Here is a 20,770-nt window from a genome sequence, read left to right on the forward strand (position 1 = left end):
GTAAGATGCGATGCAGAGTACAGCCGCTTCTACCACCTCAAATATAATGAGGTGAATAAGTACCAGCATAAACGTGCACTTGCGTTAACTGCCCGTAAACTTGTGCGGTTAGTCTTTCGACTGCTGAAAGACAATCGTCTATACGTAGAAAGGTAACTCATCCCTGTAGATGAGGATTTTCCGTCTACGCCCGGCCATGTAATCCTCTTTTTTTACGCAGATCGGCGGGGCTTAGGTAGGTGTTTTTAACCTTTTGCGAATGACATAAAAATAATGCGAATTTTATTCATTCCTGGGTTGACATTTCACCGCTGGACTTTACTTCTTATTCACGACTGTTATGGCTGCCGCAAAGCCATGTTACACAACGCAAAAAGCCGTCGAATAAGACAGGGCTCTAACCCCTGTCTTATTCGACGGTTATCCATCATTAATATATTCTATTTTAGCCCCCAAAAGGGCACAATAATCGTGCTGTACCAGAAGCGCTGTCACAATCTCTGATTTGGGTAACAGCGCCCATCTCAAAACTACCCAAGAAGCCGGGCTATAAGCGAAGGCTGATTGGCTGCAGTTGACGGGTGTTCCGTTCCGTTCATTCATCCTGCCTGTCAATACCTTTTTTTCACTCAATACAAATACCCCTCATATCACAAATGCAAGTCATACCTTTATTTTACAGGATATAATCTAAAATATGTATTAAGCAATAGAGAAAGTATTCTTAATAGTTGATTTAATTCAGCTCTGGCAAAATCTTATCCACATCATACTCAGGGGCATATTTTTCTGCTGTAGTTACTTTCATCTTACTCTTTTCTATTAACTATCACGACGCCTGCCGCTACGAGTACCAGAGCTACGATTCCTCTGGCAGAGAATGCCTCATTTTTCTCGCCAAGAAGTATCGCAGACAGAACAACACCCATTACAGGGTTCATGAATCCAAGGATTGAAACTCTGCTAACGGGATTATGCTTTAGTAGAATTCCCCATAAGGTATAAGCGCCGGCGGAAATAAATCCCATATATATAAGATTAAGCACGCATGCTGCGCTTCCGAATATGAGGTGCCCGCCCATGAAAAATCCGATTGTAAACAGAATTACTCCGCCAAGCATGAACTGATATCCGCTAAGAACAACCGGGCTTTCTTCCTTTGAATATATTTTGATAAAGCACGATGAAAGCGCATAGAAAAACGCTGCTGTAAGCATCGCACCTTCGCCTTGAAGTGTAACCGCTTCGCTTCCAAAGGCATTTATTCCGCCAAAGATCAGAAGTATTCCGCAAAACCCTACCACACACCCAATAAATTTCCTCAGTGTAAATTTCTCAAAATGAAACAGATAGACCGCTACAATAATCGCAAAGAAATTGCCCGACGCATTTATTATCGATCCGCGCACGCCGGTGATATGAGCGAGTGACATAAAAAAGAAGCAATACTGTCCCACGGTCTGGACCATGGAAAGCACTACAATATACTTTGTCGAACCCTTTCCGGGAACAAGTACTTTCCGGTTGATTATAGACCCGAATGCTATCGTCATAATTCCTGCCAGAAAAAACCTAGCTCCAGCAAGCATAAGCCTTGATGCAGTATCATCAGGGCCTATCCTGAACAGTTCATATGCTATTTTAATTGCCGGCAAAGCGCTCCCCCATAACACACAGCAAAAAAAGGCTGTTAACAAAGTTACGGGGAACCATGCCCATATGGATTTTTTATTATTCATAGCACTCATTATTAATGTCTTCTAAGTAATTGTCTTTTTCGATAACATTCCTGACACATGTTGAACTTGAAGGACCACTTTAGCTTCTTACCGCAGTATATGCAGGTTCTGAGGCTTAGATTCTGCTTATCCAGAATTGTGAAAATCTTTTCGGATATCTTTCTTTTTCCGGATAATATTACCGAGAGCGCTTCCTCTTCTCCGAATATTCTCGTGAAAGAATATAAAAAGTCGTAGATAGCACTGCTTATCTCAAGTACCTGAAGGGCCTCCTTATCATCTTCGTCAACATTATCAGCCCTGTACGCCTTAATCGTTTTCCTAAGGTCAGGCATCTTGCCTTCTGAAAGCTCCTTGTAATATTCAAGATATACGGGAAAAGTATCCTTGTTGTCGGGGCTTGCCGGAATTCTTATAAACTTTCTTATCAGTTCACGGTCATCGGCGATTTGTTCAAGCGCCTTTGCAATTTTTATTTTTTCGGAGATGTCTCCCTTATCATAAAAATCGTTAGCCGGTATCTGATTCCACAGTTCAAGAATTGTGGATACCTTACCGTCTTTTAATAAAAACTCCTCCGGGATGCTGACCATAGCCCTGTCTATTGGAACAGTCTTTTTGAACAACAACTTCTTTATAATTTCATAGTCATAATATGAGGTCACATATCCTGTGTCATAAATCCCATATCTTCCGGCTCTTCCGGCAATCTGCTTTACCTCTGAGGAGTTGAGCGGTCTCTCATCTTTTCCGTCATATTTCACTGTCTGGAGAAAAACAACGCGCCTTATAGGCAAATTCATGCCCATTCCTATCGCATCCGTAGCAACTACAACACCTGTCTCACCGCTCGCGAATTTCTCCGCTTCCCTGTGACGGACATCATAAGGAAGTGCCCCGTAGATAATGCTGCATTTTATATCATTATCCTGAAGCTCTGCCGCTACGCTGTGTACATCTCTTCTTGAAAAAACAATCAGCGCATCACCATTTTGTACATCCTCGGGAAAGCTGAAATCCACAGCATTTTCATCCATAACAAGCGGTGTCATTCTCTCATGGTAGGTTATCTCATAGGTATCACCACAGGATTCTATCATTTGTATCAGAGTATCCTCAGCATCAGGAGATGCGCAAAGATGAATAAGTTTAGACCTCACTCCGAGAATAGCTGTTGTCCAGGAGCCTCCGCGCTGCTCATCGGCAACCATCTGGGCTTCATCTATTACAGCCATATCCCATTCTTCCTTGATATCAAGCATCTCAATGGTGGATGCCTGATGGTATGATCCCGGCATCAATATGCGCTCTTCACCGGTAATCATTGAACAGGGAACACCGTCTTTATTCATCCTCTCATACTGCTCATAAGCGAGTAGTCTAAGCGGTGCAAGATAAATTCCGCTCCCGGCCTTCTTTAACTCTTCCATCGCCTGATGAGTTTTTCCTGAATTTGTCGGTCCGATATGGATTATGAACTTTCTCTTCATCTGCCTTGCAAGCGGAAAGAGCGTTGTAAGGTCATCAGGTGTTGAAGTCTGGATATTTTCATAGAGGAGCTTTTGCGCCTGTATGGCCTGCATGAGCTTTTTAGTCAAATATTTATATCTGGGATTTTTACCAAGATCAATAAGCACATCCTCTTCCGTCAGATTATCCTGAAGATATGTAACTAAGTCCCATATTTTCCTGGTCTTTCTCAGATACTTAATTATGAGCCTTGAAGCTGCTTTTTCTCTTGTCTTAGAGACAAAGGTGACTATGGCTGGATCTTGTGCTTCAAGTAAATGCTCGTAAATTGCATGCGGAATTCCCGGGAAAAATTCAGTAAGAAGCGAAGGATGCATTTTCCCCGAAAGCTGTTTACAGAACTTTTCAATATTACCTCTATAGAGCTCCTGCTTTTGTACTTTTCCATATGCCGTCTTTCCGTCAACATGGAATCTCTCCGTTCGAAGGGCGCTTCTGCAAAATAAAAGAACGTCCCTTCCTATTTCAGCTATATGCTTATCCCAATAGGCATCAAACTCCTGCCTTGGGAACGCTGCATCTGCATTTCTGATCTCATTTTTAAATTTTGCTTTTTTCCTGGCAAACCTGTTCTGATACTTCTTAGAAGCCATTCAATACTCCTATGTATATGTCATATTAGTTTATATGCATGATACCATATATGGATTTTCTATTGCTGTTTTTGAAAATAATTTTCACAAAACAGCTTATAAAAAAAATAAAAAAAACATTAAAAAACAGGCTAAAGTTTTTCAGGGTGACCATCGATATATCTTCTGTAAGCGAAAAAGAACATTCAAATGGCCAAGATGAATGAAAGAAAAACAGAGAATTATTTAATGGAGGTTTCTCACCAATGTATATGTATGAACTCTTTCTTTCAACAAATGTAGAAGGCAAAAGCATCCACTTTATCCAGACAAACCACAAGGCTGATAACCTTGACATCTGGCTTAAGAAGCTGGTTAAAGACAACACAATCACTGAAGATGTAGCTAATGCGGTAACCTTTGTATGGTGAAGCTTAATATAATAAAGAGCCGGCAGGCAGCTTGATTATCAAGTACGCCTACCGGCTTTATTTATTTCTTCAATTCAGAAAATCAGCTTACCTTCCATGTCTTAACATATCCAATGCTCTTGTTTTTGAAGACTTTGATTGTCTTTACCTTAAATTTCTTTGCATCACCCTTGCTCATCTTCACCTTAACCTTAGCCTTCTTATTGATTTTGAAAAATGCCTTTTTCCCAACCTTGGACTTCTTGGTGAGATAAGTTGACTTAACTTTAATGTTCTTTAATCCTGAGCAGTTGTAATAAGCCTTGGCACCGATCTTCTTAACCTTCTTACCGATTGTAAGTGATTTAAGCTTAGCACAATCTGAAAATGCCGAAGCACCGATTTCTTCAACGTTATCGGTAAGATCTGCAGTGGTAAGCGCTGCGCAGCCTGCAAAAGCATTAGCTCCGATTTTCTTTACTCCGCTTCCAATCTTGACTGACTCAAGATTTTTACAGTCCTTACAAGCACCGGCTCCGATTTCTTCTACGCTGTCACTGATAACAATTCCGGTGATATTATCTTTTCCACCAAAGTTAGCAAATGCACCTTCACCAATGCCTGTTACTTTATATTCTTTCTTATCCGCAAGTGTAACCGTAGCCTTAACCGTCTCTTTTCCGCTGGCATTTTCAGCAGGCTTCTCGTAGGTTACTGAACGATTATCTTCATCTGTAGAAACTACTTTGTAGGTAGGGGATTCTTTGGGTGTCTTATCGGGCTCCTGGACTTCATCGCCGACTTTTATTCCATCGTCAACTTTTTCTTCAGTAGGTTCGGTAGCAACAATTTTTCCACCTTCTATTTTGCCACCTTTTATTATTATTTTATTTTGTTGCTGGGCATCACCTAATGATATTTCCGTACCTGCTATACGGAATGATCCAATTGTCAAATTAGAGCCTGCTGTTAATTCTATTGTTAGCGGCACGTCTGTTATTCCTAAATAATCTGTAGAATTATCTCCTATGACCTTTATTGTTTGTCCTGATACGGAAAATCCAAAATCACTAAACTGAGCATTTTTAATTGTTAATGTACTTGTACTTAAATCATACTCAATATGTTCAGCTCTTGTTCCTTCTTTTAGCTGTCCACTCCCAATATCAGCTGTTGCACCATTCACATTGCCTGTATTATCAATCATAAAAGCCTCGCCTACAGCCAATGCCCTCATCGGCATAGCAACCATGCACATGCAGAGGGCCACAGCCAATGCCATAACACTACTTACTAATCGTTTTATAGCTTTTTTGTTACTTGTTGCTTCTTTCATCTTCCATCAACTCCTTTTCTGTGAAAAACATTCCTTCTGCATTAGACGCTAATCGTAACTTAGCAGCCAAAATCACAACACTTTCACATATTTAATTGTAAAAAAATGGGAATATACAAACAATGCATATTCCCTAAAGTATTTATTAACTTTTGGTTATTATATTATCCTTCAACAATAAGGTATCTGCCATCACCGATGTCAAACACTTCTGACGCTTCCATGACATCCCCATCACCGGGATCAAGGCCTGCTTCTTCAAAGTATTCTTCTACTTCCTCAGGTGAATCCACAACTACAGCCATGCAATCTTCAAGAAAGGCCTCTGCTTCCTCCGGAGACTCAGCCACATTTTCAGAAAAAAGCTGTCCCTGATTTTCCAAAAAACAATTTAAAACCGCATCATCATATTCGTGCATACATAGCTCGCTTTCCCACAGGTGATAATAAGTACCCGTGCTTAAAGTGGTTATATAAGGTTTCTTGCTTTTAATTCCTGATAAAGCCTTGAGAGCGGAAGTCCCACCACGTTGTTATAATCACCCTCGATGCCTTCCACAAACTTTCCGAATAGCCCCTGGATTCCATAGGCTCCGGCCTTGTCGTAGGGCTCATCCGTATCAAGATAGGCTTCTATTTCATCCTCTGACATTGGGAACACTTTTACTTTTGTGCATTCATAAAAAGTGAATTCCTTTTCATCGGAATTATCTCCGTATACAACGCTTACTCCGGTGTACACCTCATGCGTTGTTCCGGCGATGTCCGAAATCATCTGCCCGGCATCCTTCCTATCCTTTGGCTTACCAAGTATTTTCTCTTTATATGATACAACGGTATCTGAACCAATTACAACGACAGTGTCTTTATTATCTCTTAAAACTTTATGAAAAATCTCTTTAGCTTTTTGCTTCGAAAGCGATGTAACAACTTCCGAAGGTACTTCGCTCGTTATGATTTCTTCACCCGTCGCGGGTATTATTTCAAAATTTATCCCCAGGGAGCCCAGAAGTTCTTTTCTTCTGGGGGACCCTGATGCAAGTATATATTTCATTTAACCCTCATCCGTCAGCTGCGCTGACACCTTCCCCCTTTTGGGGAAGGCATATTATAGTCCGTGGTCGTCCCTGTATTCCGGTTCGAAGACTCTGCTTTCAGTAATGTTCTTAGGCTTTCCAAGTTCGGTTGCCTCATTACCGAAAAGCTTCTGGGAATTAAGGGAATCCGCGCCTCTCTTTGTTACCTTGATATATTCGCCCTTTTCATTCATGACATGAGCTTTAACATTGTCCCGAAGCTCGCAGTCGAGAATATGCCATAGTTTTTCCCGAAGTGCGGGATTTTCAACAGGGAACATAATCTCCACACGGCGCTCTAGGTTTCTTGGCATCCAGTCAGCACTTGATGCGTAATACTCAGGACTTCCGCCGTTTTCAAAGTAGAATATACGGCTATGTTCAAGGAAGTTACCTACTATGGAGCGAACTCTTATATTATCACTGATTCCGGGAATTCCGGTCCTAAGGCAGCATATACCTCTCACAATAAGATCGATTTTTACTCCGGCATTGCTTGCTTCATAGAGTGCAGCGATAACATCCTTATGACATATTGAATTCATCTTAGCAACGATATGCGCAGGCTCACCGTTTCTGGCATGATCTGCTTCTCTCTTGATCAGATCAAGAATTCTGTCTTTAAGCCACAAAGGTGCCAGTGTCAGTTTGTTCCATACTACCGGTTCAGAATAACCGGAAAGCATGTTAAATACAGCGGTAGCATCTTCGCCGTAGGCTTCAGCGCAGGTAAACATACCGACGTCAGTGTACAGCTTTGCAGTTGAGTCATTATAGTTACCGGTTGCCAGGTGAACATAACGCCTGATACCGTCTTCTTCTTTTCTAACAACAAGTGTTATCTTACTATGGGTCTTCAGTCCCTTTAATCCATAAATAACGTGGCAGCCTGCTTTCTCAAGCATCTTCGCCCAAACGATATTATTCTCTTCATCAAAACGGGCTTTAAGCTCAACCAGTACAGATACCTGTTTGCCGTTGTCAGCCGCTTTCGCAAGAGCAGCAATAATAGGCGAATTACCACTTACTCTGTAAAGGGTCTGCTTAATGGCAAGAACCGCAGGATCTGAAGCGGCAGTTTCCACAAATCTTACTACCGGATCAAAGCTCTCGTAGGGATGGTGCATCAGAATATCACCCTCTCTTATGCACTCAAAGATATCCCTGTCAGCCGGAAGCTGAATAACCGGAGCCGGTGGATTATAGCCATGTTCTTTGAGATAGTCGAAGCCCTCTATGCCATACATCTTCATGAGGAAGGTCAGATCAAGCGGTCCGTCTACAGTATAGACCTCTCGCTGCTCAACCTTAAGCTCGTCAACAAGCAACTTAAGAAGTCTCTTATCAAAGCCCTTCTCAATCTCAAGTCTTATCGCCTGTCCCCACTGGCGTCTTTTCAGCTGTTTCTCAATTTCCTTCAGAAGATCCTCTGCCTCATCCTCGTCAATTGAAAGATCTGCATTTCTTCCAACTCTGAAGGGATGGCAGCACACGATATCATAGTTAAGGAAAAGCTTATGAATATTTCTCTCTATAATCTGCTCAAGAAGTATTATTTTTCTCACGCCGCTGATCTCGGGAATTTCCATTATTCTGGGCAGAACCGAAGGCACCTGAACCATGGCGAATTCCATCTCATCATCATTGTCCTTACCTTTGACAAGCGCACCGATATTCAATGTCTTATTTCTGATAAGCGGGAAAGGTCTCGACGAATCCACCGCCATCGGAGTAAGAACAGGATATACGAAATCATCAAAATACCTGTCTATATAGTCTGCTTCCTCAGGGGCAAGCTTTTTATAATCCTTTACAATTTCAACACCGTTTGCACTAAGCTCCGGCAATAACAGCCGGTTGTATATTTTATACTGTTCTACAACAAAATCATGAACAGCATCGGTGACCTCATCCAACTGCTGCTTTGGTGACATTCCTGCTATATCCGGTTTCTTATAACCGGCATTTATCATATCCTTAAGGGAAGCCACACGAACCATGAAAAACTCATCCAGATTGCTGGATGTAATACTAAGGAATTTCAGCTTTTCAAAGAGAGGTGTAGCTTTATCCTTTGCCTCGGAAAGACATCTGCTGTTGAACGCAAGCCAGCTAAGCTCTCTGTTAATGTAGTACTCATCATTATAGAAATTAGGAATACCGCTTTCATTTGTAGTTGTATTTTTCTTTTTTGCTGCCATATTATCCCTCATAAGCCCCTATGGGCAATCATGTGTAAAAAGTAACTGCTGTCTTATTCATCAAAAGCGTTTTTGTCGTATTACAGGTTTTATTCCGTATACCTGCTCAAAGAAGCTTCCCCTTGCTCCGAACAAACCTTTTTCAAGGGAAATATCAGCCATGGTATCAACCGTTATTTCAAGTTCCTTGTCCTTTACTGCAACTCTGACATTCTTAAACTTCTGTTTATGAGTTCTGTCAAGGCCATTGGCTATTCTCAAGATAGCGGTGAGCTTAGCGATGGTAAGATACGCGTCGTGGTCTATTCCGTGGAATCTGTATCCTCCACCCTTATAATATTCAAAATCGTCATGATTAAACCTTACTACATTGGCAACTATCGATCTCTCCAGATGGGATATTCCGATAATCTCCGTAGACATTATTATGTTGTAGGAGCAGTCACCGAGATTAACCATGCTTATATATTTTCCGCAGTCATGAAGGATTGTACAGATTTGCAATAACAGTCGTTCTCTTTTCCCCAATCCGTGGACCTTTTTCATGCTGTCAAAAATACTAAGTGCTATTGATTGAAGTGTCTCACTTCTCTGCTTACTTCCCATGTATCTTCGCGAAATGTTCTGTGCGCATGCAACAATATCCTGCTCGAAATCATGGGAGCTCTTGATATATTTTTTCCTCTCGGCATACTCGAAGGCGATACCGTCGCAGAGTGTCCCTCCGGGCGCCCAGATAGTCTCTGCCTTAAGCATCGCAACAATGTTACTCACAAGAAGTCCCGATACATACATGAGCATCAGATTATCCTGTGGAAGGCCCAGCTTTTTGGAAATATCAGTAAGAGATTTGTTGGCCAAAGTTCCCATATAATACACAAATTCCTTGGCCGATGCGTATCCTTTTTCTTCCATACCAAGGTTTATTCTTTGCAGAACAGGTGATACGTAATCGTCAATTAAAATAACATTCTCTATCTTTCTGTCTTTAAGATGCATCTTTGCAAAGACATTCAGCTGGGATTCAACGAGTTCCTGCACAAGCATCGGAAACTTGCTGTGACCGGGCTGAATATGCTGCATAGTGGAATATAGACGAAGAACACCAAGCCGCAGCTGCTGAGTAGTCACAAGGGTATCATTCTCGAAAAGAGATATCTGGATACTACCTCCGCCGACGTCAACAATAGCAGTTGGTTTTTCAAGGAATTTAAAAAATCGTTCGTTATTAAGAGCAACCGATTTATAATCAAGAAATCTCTGCTCGGAATTACTCAGAATATCTATTTCAAGCCCTGTGCGCTGTCTAAGGAGTTCCAGGACAGTATCTGTATCCTTGGTCTCACGCATCGCGCTCGTTCCATAGGCCTGATAACGCGTAACTCCATAGCCTTCCATGATCTTGTTGTAATCAGTAAGAATTCTGATAAGCTCATCCATGTGAGTAGCAGAAATCTGACCTGTCGCATATGTTTCCGTTCCCAGGTCGATTTTGTGGCTCACATGATCGATTTCCTTAACTCCCTTTTTCTGCGACATTTCAAATATTTTCATGTCCAAAGCGTAGGAGCCCATGTCTACTGCCGCAAATACATCTGTCGCCATATATTACCCCCTGTTTTCAATTGCCCGATATGATTCATTTACCCAATAGATAATCGATGAATTGCTGAGCGGTTCTGCCGGAGAGCCCACCGTGATTCATCTCCCACTTGCGAGCTTCAGCAATAAGCTCAGCCTCAGGCATATCGATTCCGTTCCGATCAGCCAGTACCCTGACAATCTCATCGTATTCTTTCATCTCGGGTGCCCCGAAATAAATAGTCACACCAAAGCGATTAGCCAGTGACAGCTTTTCCTGAACCGTATCATTCCTGTGAAGGTCATCATCAAGTACAGCAGGCTTATCCTTGAAACTCTCCCTTATCAGGTGCCTTCTGTTGGAGGTTGCATAGATGAGCACGTTCTCGGGCTTCTTTTCCAGTCCTCCCTCGATGACAGCTTTCAGATACTTATAGTCAGTCTCGAATTCTTCAAAACTGAGATCATCCATATAAATAATAAATTTGTAATTACGTCCCTTTATCTGTGCAATAACATCATTCAAATCCTTGAATTGATGCTTATAGATTTCGATTATTCTAAGGCCCCTGTCGTAGTACTCATTGGCAATGGCTTTGATACTTGATGACTTTCCGGTGCCGGCATCTCCGTAAAGAAGACAGTTATTTGCCTTCTTCCCCGAAACAAAAGCCTCCGTGTTATCAATCAGCTTTTGTTTGGCAATCTCGTAGCCTACAAGATCCTTCAATTCCACATGTCTGATATTTCTGATTGGCTCTATGACAGCGCCGGAATCTTCATGTCTCACCCTGAATGCTTTATGAAGTCCGAATTTACCGACTCCGTAGTGTTTGTAGAATAATGTCAGTTCCTTAAGCATCTCCTCTGCATTAGAGCATCCGGCAAGATCAACTGCAAGTTCACATATTCTGTCCCTTACTCTGGTATTGAACACTTTACTCTCAGCACTCCCCACCTCATAGGTGAATAAAGAGTTAAACTCAGGCACATGAAGTCTTTCCGTCATATCCGAAAAATCGATATCAAACCATTTTTTAAAACAGGAAAGATCATGAAGAGCAAGTTCCTTTATCGTTCCTCCCATGTCTCCTCGCATCTCGTCTGCCATGCTGTATGCATTCTCATCTGAAACAAGAAGAAGTGCCAGAAAGGTATGCCAAAGATTCCCGTAAAAACCACGTCTTGCAGATTCTTCAATCAGAATACTCATCATGGAATGAATAAGCTCTTCCTGCTCTTCCTTAGAAAAATGAGCATCCGCAAGTTTTTTATCCGAAAGAATTACAAGATTGTCGCGAAGATAAGTCTGCTGATCTGTCGCATTTCTAAATAGTATCAATGAATTATTATTTGAATTAAGCTCCCTGTATGCGGGATCGGTCTTTGCATTTTCATCTGTCACGCCGTTAGCTGAGAGCCTCTCATACTGCCTCTTACGGCTTATCTCCATGATCTTTTCAAAGAGCTCTCCTGTAGGCTCCCTGTTCTCGTCGCTCGTAGCAAGTGACTTTACTTTCTCAAGTTTCAGGTTTTCCCTGTCCTTATCAAAAATGCTTTTTTTAGCCTGTATCTTGTAATCAGCTATCTTCTCGCTGACAGTCATTCTCTTTTCAAACAGAGCAATAAGTTCTGAATCAATTTTGTCTATATCACTTCGAAGTTCATTTAAATCCATACCTAAAATCTCCTAATTTTGTTATTAGAATTGTACCATAATTTAAGGGAAAGTTAATGGTATTCATGCTAAAAATCGTGTTATACTTTATAAAATATAGTTTATAAAATTTGCATCGTGTTTTAGCCCTTATGAGGTGATCTTTTATGAAAAGCAGAACCTTTCTTATATTTTTTTCAATCTTTATCACAGCCATTACTGTAGGCTTGTTAATTTACTTTATTTCCAAACGTGTTCCTATGAATGATGAAAATGTCGTGGGCAATACTCCCGGCAATCTTTATAATGGCGGACTTTTCCTTGAGATGGACGGAAAGGTTTATTTTTCAAACCCTCTCGGAAATGACTGTCTCTACTCCATGAATCCGGATGAAACAGATGTTAAGCAGCTTACTTCCATGAATACAAGTCATATCGTAGGTGCAGGTAAATACATTTACTTTTACCTTGATTACTCCAAGAAAAATGTATCAAACAGCAAGCTGAAAGGACTTGGAAATGTATCCGTTTTCTATGGCTTATATCGAAGCCAGCTTGACGGTGAAAAGCAGGAGGTTCTTGACAGAGAATATATCTCCTCCGTTCAGCTTGTAGGTAGTTATCTCTACTATAACGTTGACAACGGTAATAAGGCAGGACTGAACAAAATAAGAATTGATGAGCGAAACCAGAGCCTTGTTACAGCTGAAAAGCTTGACCCCTCATGCGCCCTCGACGGAAAAATCTATTACAGCGGTGTTGATCTTGATCACGATCTTCACGTTATGGACACTCTTTCAGAAGATACTTCCAGCATTCTTCTGAGTGGTAATATCTGGCAGCCCATTGTTCAGAATGGTTTTGTTTATTACATCGATGCTGCTCATCATTACAGGCTCTGCCGCACAAATCTCTCCAGCGGCGAAACCAGTGTACTTACCGACTCCAGAGTGGATTTTTACAACATGAACGAATTCAATATCTTCTACGCCACTTCAGAACCCGGCAATCAGACTTTAAGAGTCATGAAGCTTGACGGCTCTAACAATGCCGTGATCGCTGAAGGTATTTTCCACGCTCTCAGTCTCACCTCGAAGTATCTGTATTTCAAGCCATTTGATGTTGAGAATGTAATGTATCACGTTCCTGTTGACGGCTCCGACGTTGTCAGCACATTCCTTCCTCTGAACAAGTAAAAATGGTCTAGACAACTTGGCACAAACATATATAATTGATTAAAGAAAAAAACTAATCCGTTTTATATGGGAGTGCAGAATCTATGATGAACAATCTAAGACACATGATGCGACCGCTTGATTTCACTGTAGAGGAGCTTGAAGAATTATTTGACACAGCCGGTGATATCGAGCGCAACATGAGCGCCTATGCGCACAAATGCGACGGTAATATCCTCGCAACCTGTTTCTACGAACCCAGTACCAGAACAAGACTCAGTTTCGAGACCGCAATGCTCAGACTCGGCGGTCAGATAATCGGTTTTGCCGATGCCTCCAGTTCATCCGTTTCAAAAGGCGAAAGTGTCGCCGATACTATCCGTGTTATTTCCAGTTTTGCCGATATATGTGCCATGCGTCATCCCAAGGAGGGGGCTCCGATGGTAGCTGCGGCGAATTCCATTATTCCTGTTATTAATGCCGGCGACGGCGGTCATCACCACCCTACCCAAACTCTTACAGATCTGCTAACAATTCGTTCCTTACACGGAACTCTTTCAGGTTTCACTATTGGTCTCTGCGGCGATCTTAAATTCGGCAGAACCGTCCATTCTCTTATAAATGCACTTGTTCGTTACAAGGATATCCATTTTATTTTCATCTCTCCTAACGAACTTCGTGTTCCGGATTACATCACAGAAATGTTAAAGGAAAACAACATAACGTATGAAGAAGTAATAAAGCTTGAAGACGTAATGCCAAGACTGGATCTGTTATACATGACCAGAGTGCAGAAAGAGCGTTTCTTCAATGAAGAGGACTACATTCGCCTGCGCGATTTCTACATACTCAATGAGGAAAAAATGGAGTTAGCAAAAAAGGATATGCATATCCTCCATCCGCTTCCCAGAGTAAACGAGATTTCAGTTGAAGTGGACAAGGATCCGAGAGCTGCATATTTCAAGCAGGTTCAATATGGATTGTATGTGAGAATGGCTTTGATACTGACTCTCCTTGATAAGACCGATGCACATATGAATCATGGATTGTTACGAGAGTGGTGACCCCTCATCCGGCACTTCGTGCCACCTTCCCCCTAGGGGGAAGGCAAGTATGGCTCTTACTTACCTCCCTAGGGGGAAGGCAAGTAATTAACAAAGAAAGGATACAATATGCTTAATGTAGGAAAAATCGAAGAAGGTTTCGTTTTAGATCATATAAAAGCCGGACGCAGCATGCAGATTTATCATCATCTGGGACTCGACAGACTGGACTGCACCGTTGCCATCATAAAAAATGCAAGAAGCAATGTTATGGGCAAGAAGGATATTCTGAAGGTTGAGTGCGATATCGATACTCTGGACCTTGCGGTTCTGGCTTTCATCGACCATAACATAACCGTAAATGTAATTAAAGAAGGTGAGATTGTTGAAAAGAGAGCCCTTTTCCTTCCTCACGAGATAAAGAATGTTATAAAATGTCACAATCCCAGATGCATCTCTTCAATCGAGCAGGAGCTTCCGCATATCTTCTACCTGGCTGATGAAGAAAAAGAAATATATCGCTGTAAATACTGCGATGAGAAATATACAGAAAGCGCTAAGAGCTGATTGCTCTTAGCGCCTTTTTTATAATCTCAGTTACCGCATTCAACACTGATTTCATTGAACAAATGCATTATTTCTTCAGGCTTCATCTTTTTCTTGTCTTCACCTGATTTATCAAGAATTATTGATCCTTCATGCATCATCAGAAGTCTGTCACCATACTCCGTAGCATATCGAAGGTTATGAGTAACCATAATGGTTGTAACCTTTTTCTCTCTGACGATTTTATCCGTAAGTTCCATAATGATATCCGCCGTTTTAGGATCGAGCGCAGCAGTGTGCTCGTCCAAAATAAGAAACTCAAGCGGTGTCATCGTACTCATAAGAAGCGCCACAGCCTGGCGCTGACCACCTGAAAGAGAACCAACCTTTGTATACAGTTTATCCTCAAGGCCAAGTCCCAGGCTTTTCAGAAGATCTCTGTAATAATCCTTTCGCTTATGATTAACGCCTGCCTGAAGTCCGAAAATCTTGCCCTTATTATCAGCGATGGACATATTCTCCAGAATATTCATGGACGGACATGTTCCCTTTGATGGATCCTGGTAAACTCTGCCTATTGTTCTATGTCTCTGATAGTCACGCTCATTGGTGATATTTTCACCATTGACAAGTATTTCTCCTCTGTCGGCCTGAATCGATCCGCAGATGATATTGAGCATTGAGGTCTTGCCTGAACCATTACTTCCAACTACAGCAACAAACTGTCCATCCGGAACTATCAGATTGAAGTCATCAAAGAGGCACATCTCATTGACAGTGCCGGGATTGTAATTTTTATAAATTGATTTCAGTTCCAGCATATCAGGCCTCCACTTTCCGCTTCTTGTCTCTGGTGATAATGAGAATCACAAGGAACAATACAGCTGTGATGAGCTTTAAGTCTGTCGATTGAAGACCACATTTAATGGCAATCGCTACGCAGGCCTTATATACTATGGCACCGATAACAACACTCGTTGTAATTTTGAAAAATGACACTTTCTTTAAAAGAGCTGTTCCTATGATAACACTGGCAAGACCTATTACAGCTGTACCGGTTCCCATGGATACATCAAAATATCTCTGCTGCTGAGCATAGATGGAACCCGAAAGAGCAACAAGGCCATTGGCAATAGCAAGGCCGATGATTCTGACCTTACCCCTGTCGACACCCATTGATGTAACAAGAACATCGTTATCTCCGACAGCCTGAAGCATAAGTCCTGACCTTGTTTTAAGATACCAGTCGAGGATAAATTTCACTATTATTGTGATGACAAAAAGAATAATCACCGACTGAAAACCCGCAAGCCCGGGAATCATCCCAAACAAAGAGTTCATAAGCTTGTTATCAAAAATTGTGTAGTAATCATACATGGGAAGGTTTGCTTTTCCTGCAATTCTAAGATTCACTGAATACAAACCGGTCATCATGATAATTCCGGCAAGAAGATCCCTTACCTTAAACACCACATGGATTATGCCTGTGCAGACTCCTATAAGGCAGCCTGCCGCAAAACATATCGGTAAAGTAAATATCGGCCGGACCCCGGCTCTTATCATAACAACAGCAAGGCAGATTCCAAAAGGGAATCCGCCATCTACTGTCATGTCAGGAAAATCCAATATTTTATACGTAATATACATTCCCAGAGCCATGATTGCGTAACACAAGCCTTGCTCCAGCACACTTATCAGAAGTGCCATAGTTACTCCTATCCGCTTATAAATTAATTTGCAGCGATGTTATCGTATACCTCAGCTGCGCCTGAAACAAAGCTGTCATCAAGAGTCATTCCGATTTCTTCAGCTGCCTTAGTATTAACATAAAGGCTGGGCTCACTAATTACTTCGAAAGGCATCTCGGAAGCTTCGCTCTCGCCCTTAAGAACCTTGGCTGCCATCTCTCCTGTCTGGATTCCAAGCTTAACGTAATCAAGCCCCATAGCTGCAACGCAGCCAACCTTAACCTGCTCAACCTCTGAACCAAACACAGGAATCTTCTGCTCCTTAGCATAGCTAAGTACTGTCTGAAGGCCTGAAACAACTGTATTATCAGTAAGGTTATTGATGCAGTCAACCTTGGTTACAAGATCTGCAGCTGCCATATCGAGATCAGCAAGAGTATTGATACCGCTGTCTACGATTTCAAAGCCATACTCCTCTGCATGCTCCTTGTACTGAGCAATTGTACTCTCGGAGTTAGTCTCACTTGTTGTATAAAGAATACCGATTTTCTTAGCATCGGGAAGCATCTTTCTGATCATATCGAGCTGCTCTGTAACAGCAAGTGCATCAGATGTTCCTGTAATATTTCCTACAGGTGTCCCATCCTCTTTTGCAAGCTCTGCAGCAACAGGATCTGAAACAGCTGAATAGATAACAGGTACAGTTGTTCCAAGTGCGGAGTTATATGCACTCATTGCACTGGGTGTGGCAATACCGCAAATAAGATCAACTCCGTCTGCAACAAAAGCATCGGAAATCTGGCTTGCAGTACCTGTATCAGCCTGAGCGTTCTGGAAATGAACCGTAAGATTCTCACCTTCTACAATTCCTTCATTTGCAAGTCCCTGAAGGAATCCTTCGCGACAGTTGTCAAGTGAACCGTGCTCAGCGAACTGTGAAATACCGATTACATATTCATCCTTAGATTCCTCGGTAGCTTCTTCATCCTCAGTCTCTGCAGCATCTTCTGAAGTCTCAGCCTCTGCTTCGTCAGTTGCATCAGAAGCTTCTTCTGCAGCATCCTCAGCTTCAGTACTCTCTGCCTCTTCACTGGAAGCAGCTTCAGTACTTACTGCCTCACCTGCGTCATCCGCTGTTTTACGATTGTCACCGCAACCTGTGATGGTCATCGCCATCATCGATGCAGCCAAAATAGCTGCCAGCATTTTCTTTTTCATAATCTCCTCCTATCAGTGCCCTAGGCACTTCACTACTGTAAATTAACACAGCAAGTAACTTTATTATCATACAACATAATACCCACAAGCGCAATCCAAAGCCCAGACTCGAAAATGCAAGCATTTCCTCGTTGGTGCTCCGCGCCAAATAGATATAAAAAAATGCAGATAACCGAGTAAACTCGATATCTGCATTTTGTTCATATCTGCTTGGATTTGGATTAGTATCCAAATTCCTGTGCCCAGTACCAGTTTCCGTTGTCTGCCTGGTATACAGCTATTCCGACTGACTTGAAACCTGCCTCCATAATGTTGGCTGCGTGAGTAGGTGATGCCATCCATGCAGCTACAACCGAATCACCTGTGTTGTAAAGCTTTGCAAGATTCTCACCGTACATGATGCTGCTGTTTACTGTGTACCACGCATCACCGTTAGGTCTGTTATGTGAAAATGTACCAACGATCTCCTGTGCTCTTACAAGTGCTGCCTGAGTAAGTGCATCACTCCATGAAAGAGCGCCAAGTCCTGCAGCTGTACGCTTCTGATTTACAAGACCGAATGCTGCCTGAGCTGCTGCCAAAGCACCTTCGCTTGTAGGTGCCTCGCCGGCAAGGGCGATAGCCTCATCGTCGATATAAATATTCTCAGTGTCCTCGTTGATCCCTCTGAGAGCTGCTACGTCATCAATTGTTGCCACCTTCTCTGCTCCACATGCCATAACGTTGAGTGAGATAACAACTGCAACCATAGTAGCTATTACGCGTCTGAACTTCTTCATAACTGATTCCTTCCATAAACAAAAACTAAAAATGTTTATCAATTACTTACAAGACAATAATACCATGTATATCACAATTGTCAATGGATAAATCAAATTAAATTACATTTATGATTGAAGTTTTTATTTTTTTCTTTCAAACTCGCTATTTTAGGGCATTGGGATAATTCTTTGAAGCCTAAAGTTTCCCAGCATAATATGATCACTGTTTTTTGAACTTGAAAATCGCTTTTGATCCACCGGCTTTTTTTATCAGTTTAACCAGTCTGGTAAATTTCTTCTTTGTCGATACATAAATTGTTATCTTTGCGCCTTTTTTTATTCCCTTGAAAGCACCACTGCCCACCTTTAACAGATTATTTCCTTTTATCTTAATCACTGAAAGATTCGAACAGTTTTTGAATGCCCCCTTTCCGATCGTTCTAATCGTTTCCGGGATGATAACCTTTTTCAGCTTTTTATACCCCTTGCATGCACCATCTTCTATTTCTGTTACCGTATACATGCAGCCATTTTCATCTGTCACTGCGGAAGGAATCGTTATAGACGAAGCTTTTTTATTATTGCCTGCTTTAAAAGTCACTTCAGTATTTTTATCAGGAGTTATCTCAAATACTCCTTTTTCCGTATCTATGGGTGCAACTGTATCAACCTGTTTATCCGCTACCTCTTCAGGTGCATCCACTTTTTCAGGCTCGGGTAATGGAACTGTTATCTTACACTGAGCCTTATGGCCTCCATCAGCGGAAGTAACCGTAATAATCGCTTCACCCGGGGCAATGGCTCGCAGTATATGCTCATCCACTTCTATGCAATCATAATTACTTGATTTAACTACATAATCTTTCACTGTAGCATTTGCAGGTATTATCTGCACATCAGCAACGATGCTTTGTCCTATCTGCATCTCCAGCTCTGACTGAGATAATGAGATACCGGTAACCGCCACATATTGTTCATCTCGTATTAATGAATTCACATCAGTCTGTGACAGGTAATCATATGTATAATGCGTGCCGTAAGCCTTGGGCATTCTGAAACCGACAAAAGCTGATGAGCTGTTCCTTAGATGAGCCTTGGAACTGTCACCCACCCCCTTCTCATACTCTGCCGTCGTCCTGTTGAACCAGTCATGTCTGAGTTCACCTTCAGTTGAAATAGCCCAGGTAGTGTCCACCTCGTACCATGACCCGTCAAGTCTCACTATGTTCCAGGCATGACCGCCTCCCGCATATCCGGCGATAATCATGGATTCAATCCCAAGTCTTTTCAAAATCAGTTCATATCCGGCTGAATATCCATCGCACACTGCAAGATGGTTAACAAGTGCTCCATATGCCGTATGTGAAAGGTTATAATATCCTGCTGTCGACCTGTCTGCAGCGCAGGCATGATCATATTGAAGATTTCCTACATAATAATCATGAACATTTAATTCGGTAAGTGCATCCCAAGTCTGATTAACACAATTGTTACTTGGATTTTTCAGATCACTGATCCACTTATTAAGTGCAGTTGTAATCTGGCTATCGATATTTTCAAACGCTGACTCGTCATAATTTGCGGTAATCACGATATAACTGTTAAAATTACCGGATTCATATTTTGACCAATAATAGGACGTATGACACATATAGAATTCAACTTTTTCCGGATGATCAAAATAGAGAGCCTCCTGTGCCCTGTTCAGCACATTTTCGTATTCTTTAGTGCTAAGGTCATACGCATTCTGGAAGGTTGAACTGCCTGAGTAAACAAGTGTCTTATAGGTATTAAGGCAATCCCATGTATAAGTATTTGTTCTTTGTGAATAAGGAATGAAATTGTCAGAAACAATAGATCTGTATAAAGCTGAATAGATAGCTTTCTCTGCAGGCGACAGATACCTGTAATGCTCACCGGTTTCAATTGGAGCAGCATTCAAAGCATCCCCAAGAATAAGTGTATTTCCGACCAGAGTGTCTTCTTTAGGCGCAGAATTCTCCAAAGGGTCGTCATCAGGAATCAACTCCGTTATAGCCGGAGGTTCATGCATATCCCCGGTCGGATATGTAGCAGCGGCTTTGACATCCGCCTTAAAAATCGACGTCACCATTAATGGTAACACAAAAAGAGCCACAGAAATGGCCAGTGCTTTCACACTATTCGTTTTTGAACTACTCATAACAAACTAAATCCCCGCACTCAACTTAAATCTCATAAGAAAAAAGTATATATAC

The 20,770-nt window shown here is 41.8% G+C and carries 17 protein-coding genes and 1 pseudogene; 5 read left to right on the top strand and 13 right to left on the bottom strand.

The annotated features are described in order from the left end of the window. A pseudogene (locus G630_RS25300) lies at nt 1-156 on the top strand (IS110 family transposase); the annotation flags it as partial. A 653-nt stretch (nt 157-809) separates the two neighbouring features. On the opposite strand, the gene G630_RS0103145 reads toward G630_RS25300, so the two are convergent. Then, nucleotides 810-1,748, bottom strand: coding sequence for a DMT family transporter (locus tag G630_RS0103145; protein WP_330363747.1), 939 nt, complete (start codon nt 1,746-1,748; stop codon nt 810-812). A gap of 2 nt (nt 1,749-1,750) precedes the next feature. Continuing rightward, on the bottom strand, nt 1,751-3,862 hold the full coding sequence (locus tag G630_RS20515) for a helicase-related protein (RefSeq protein ID WP_049946066.1): 2,112 nt from the start codon (nt 3,860-3,862) through the stop codon (nt 1,751-1,753). Nucleotides 3,863-4,107: 245 nt separating this feature from the next. On the opposite strand from G630_RS20515, the gene G630_RS24530 reads away from it, so the two are divergent. Then, nucleotides 4,108-4,272: a hypothetical protein gene (locus G630_RS24530; protein WP_022761513.1), complete on the top strand. Its 165-nt coding sequence runs from the start codon at nt 4,108-4,110 to the stop codon at nt 4,270-4,272. An 82-nt stretch (nt 4,273-4,354) separates the two neighbouring features. On the opposite strand, the gene G630_RS0103165 is transcribed toward G630_RS24530, so the two are convergent. From G630_RS0103165 to G630_RS0103190, 6 genes are all read right to left on the bottom strand, one after another. Continuing rightward, entirely contained in the window at nt 4,355-5,587 is a 1,233-nt protein-coding gene (locus G630_RS0103165) for a leucine-rich repeat domain-containing protein (protein ID WP_026497730.1), read from the bottom strand. Nucleotides 5,588-5,751: 164 nt separating this feature from the next. Then, on the bottom strand, nt 5,752-6,006 hold the full coding sequence (locus G630_RS0103170; protein WP_022761511.1) for a hypothetical protein: 255 nt from the start codon (nt 6,004-6,006) through the stop codon (nt 5,752-5,754). Between the two features lie 50 nt (nt 6,007-6,056). Beyond that, nucleotides 6,057-6,641 carry a Maf family protein gene (locus tag G630_RS0103175; protein WP_022761510.1) on the bottom strand — a complete coding sequence of 195 codons (585 nt, stop codon included), beginning with the start codon at nt 6,639-6,641 and terminating at the stop codon, nt 6,057-6,059. 54 nt (nt 6,642-6,695) lie between these two features. Then, on the bottom strand, nt 6,696-8,864 hold the full coding sequence (locus G630_RS0103180; protein WP_026497731.1) for an RNA degradosome polyphosphate kinase: 2,169 nt from the start codon (nt 8,862-8,864) through the stop codon (nt 6,696-6,698). Between the two features lie 60 nt (nt 8,865-8,924). Further along, on the bottom strand, nt 8,925-10,469 hold the full coding sequence (locus G630_RS0103185; RefSeq protein WP_022761508.1) for a Ppx/GppA phosphatase family protein: 1,545 nt from the start codon (nt 10,467-10,469) through the stop codon (nt 8,925-8,927). A gap of 34 nt (nt 10,470-10,503) precedes the next feature. Further along, on the bottom strand, nt 10,504-12,123 hold the full coding sequence (locus G630_RS0103190) for a DUF815 domain-containing protein (protein WP_196805744.1): 1,620 nt from the start codon (nt 12,121-12,123) through the stop codon (nt 10,504-10,506). A gap of 146 nt (nt 12,124-12,269) precedes the next feature. Between G630_RS0103190 and G630_RS0103195 the strand changes: the two genes are divergently transcribed. The 3 genes from G630_RS0103195 (at nt 12,270) to G630_RS0103205 (ending at nt 14,887) form a co-directional block, all read left to right on the top strand. Then, nucleotides 12,270-13,298, top strand: coding sequence for a DUF5050 domain-containing protein (locus G630_RS0103195; protein WP_022761506.1), 1,029 nt, complete (start codon nt 12,270-12,272; stop codon nt 13,296-13,298). Nucleotides 13,299-13,384: 86 nt separating this feature from the next. After that, entirely contained in the window at nt 13,385-14,341 is a 957-nt protein-coding gene (pyrB, locus tag G630_RS0103200) for an aspartate carbamoyltransferase (RefSeq protein ID WP_026497733.1), read from the top strand. A 108-nt stretch (nt 14,342-14,449) separates the two neighbouring features. Continuing rightward, entirely contained in the window at nt 14,450-14,887 is a 438-nt protein-coding gene (locus tag G630_RS0103205; RefSeq protein ID WP_022761504.1) for an aspartate carbamoyltransferase regulatory subunit, read from the top strand. Between the two features lie 26 nt (nt 14,888-14,913). Here the strand turns inward: G630_RS0103205 and G630_RS0103210 are convergent, their stop codons facing one another. The 5 genes from G630_RS0103210 to G630_RS0103230 form a co-directional block, all read right to left on the bottom strand. After that, on the bottom strand, nt 14,914-15,687 hold the full coding sequence (locus tag G630_RS0103210) for an ABC transporter ATP-binding protein (protein ID WP_026497734.1): 774 nt from the start codon (nt 15,685-15,687) through the stop codon (nt 14,914-14,916). A gap of 1 nt (nt 15,688) precedes the next feature. After that, nucleotides 15,689-16,573 carry an ABC transporter permease gene (locus G630_RS0103215; protein WP_026497735.1) on the bottom strand — a complete coding sequence of 295 codons (885 nt, stop codon included), beginning with the start codon at nt 16,571-16,573 and terminating at the stop codon, nt 15,689-15,691. A 23-nt stretch (nt 16,574-16,596) separates the two neighbouring features. Beyond that, complete coding sequence (locus G630_RS0103220; RefSeq protein WP_026497736.1) at nt 16,597-17,772, bottom strand: ABC transporter substrate-binding protein; 1,176 nt, start codon at nt 17,770-17,772, stop codon at nt 16,597-16,599. Nucleotides 17,773-17,993: 221 nt separating this feature from the next. Beyond that, entirely contained in the window at nt 17,994-18,551 is a 558-nt protein-coding gene (locus tag G630_RS0103225) for a CAP domain-containing protein (protein ID WP_155831921.1), read from the bottom strand. Nucleotides 18,552-18,753: 202 nt separating this feature from the next. Beyond that, entirely contained in the window at nt 18,754-20,715 is a 1,962-nt protein-coding gene (locus tag G630_RS0103230) for a leucine-rich repeat protein (protein WP_026497738.1), read from the bottom strand. Nucleotides 20,716-20,770: the final 55 nt, after the last annotated feature.

The sequence above is a fragment of the Butyrivibrio sp. WCD2001 genome (genome assembly GCF_000424485.1).
Classification (GTDB): Bacteria; Bacillota; Clostridia; order Lachnospirales; family Lachnospiraceae; genus Butyrivibrio.

Coding starts and splice junctions, on each gene's coding strand:
- G630_RS0103145 (WP_330363747.1), bottom strand. CDS start 1,748: ATGAGTGCTATGAATAATAAAAAATCCATATGGGCATGGTTCCCCGTA.
- G630_RS20515 (WP_049946066.1), bottom strand. CDS start 3,862: ATGGCTTCTAAGAAGTATCAGAACAGGTTTGCCAGGAAAAAAGCAAAA.
- G630_RS24530 (WP_022761513.1), top strand. CDS start 4,108: ATGTATATGTATGAACTCTTTCTTTCAACAAATGTAGAAGGCAAAAGC.
- G630_RS0103165 (WP_026497730.1), bottom strand. CDS start 5,587: ATGAAAGAAGCAACAAGTAACAAAAAAGCTATAAAACGATTAGTAAGT.
- G630_RS0103170 (WP_022761511.1), bottom strand. CDS start 6,006: ATGCACGAATATGATGATGCGGTTTTAAATTGTTTTTTGGAAAATCAG.
- G630_RS0103175 (WP_022761510.1), bottom strand. CDS start 6,641: ATGAAATATATACTTGCATCAGGGTCCCCCAGAAGAAAAGAACTTCTG.
- G630_RS0103180 (WP_026497731.1), bottom strand. CDS start 8,864: ATGGCAGCAAAAAAGAAAAATACAACTACAAATGAAAGCGGTATTCCT.
- G630_RS0103185 (WP_022761508.1), bottom strand. CDS start 10,469: ATGGCGACAGATGTATTTGCGGCAGTAGACATGGGCTCCTACGCTTTG.
- G630_RS0103190 (WP_196805744.1), bottom strand. CDS start 12,123: ATGGATTTAAATGAACTTCGAAGTGATATAGACAAAATTGATTCAGAA.
- G630_RS0103195 (WP_022761506.1), top strand. CDS start 12,270: ATGAAAAGCAGAACCTTTCTTATATTTTTTTCAATCTTTATCACAGCC.
- pyrB (WP_026497733.1), top strand. CDS start 13,385: ATGAACAATCTAAGACACATGATGCGACCGCTTGATTTCACTGTAGAG.
- G630_RS0103205 (WP_022761504.1), top strand. CDS start 14,450: ATGCTTAATGTAGGAAAAATCGAAGAAGGTTTCGTTTTAGATCATATA.
- G630_RS0103210 (WP_026497734.1), bottom strand. CDS start 15,687: ATGCTGGAACTGAAATCAATTTATAAAAATTACAATCCCGGCACTGTC.
- G630_RS0103215 (WP_026497735.1), bottom strand. CDS start 16,573: ATGGCACTTCTGATAAGTGTGCTGGAGCAAGGCTTGTGTTACGCAATC.
- G630_RS0103220 (WP_026497736.1), bottom strand. CDS start 17,772: ATGAAAAAGAAAATGCTGGCAGCTATTTTGGCTGCATCGATGATGGCG.
- G630_RS0103225 (WP_155831921.1), bottom strand. CDS start 18,551: ATGAAGAAGTTCAGACGCGTAATAGCTACTATGGTTGCAGTTGTTATC.
- G630_RS0103230 (WP_026497738.1), bottom strand. CDS start 20,715: ATGAGTAGTTCAAAAACGAATAGTGTGAAAGCACTGGCCATTTCTGTG.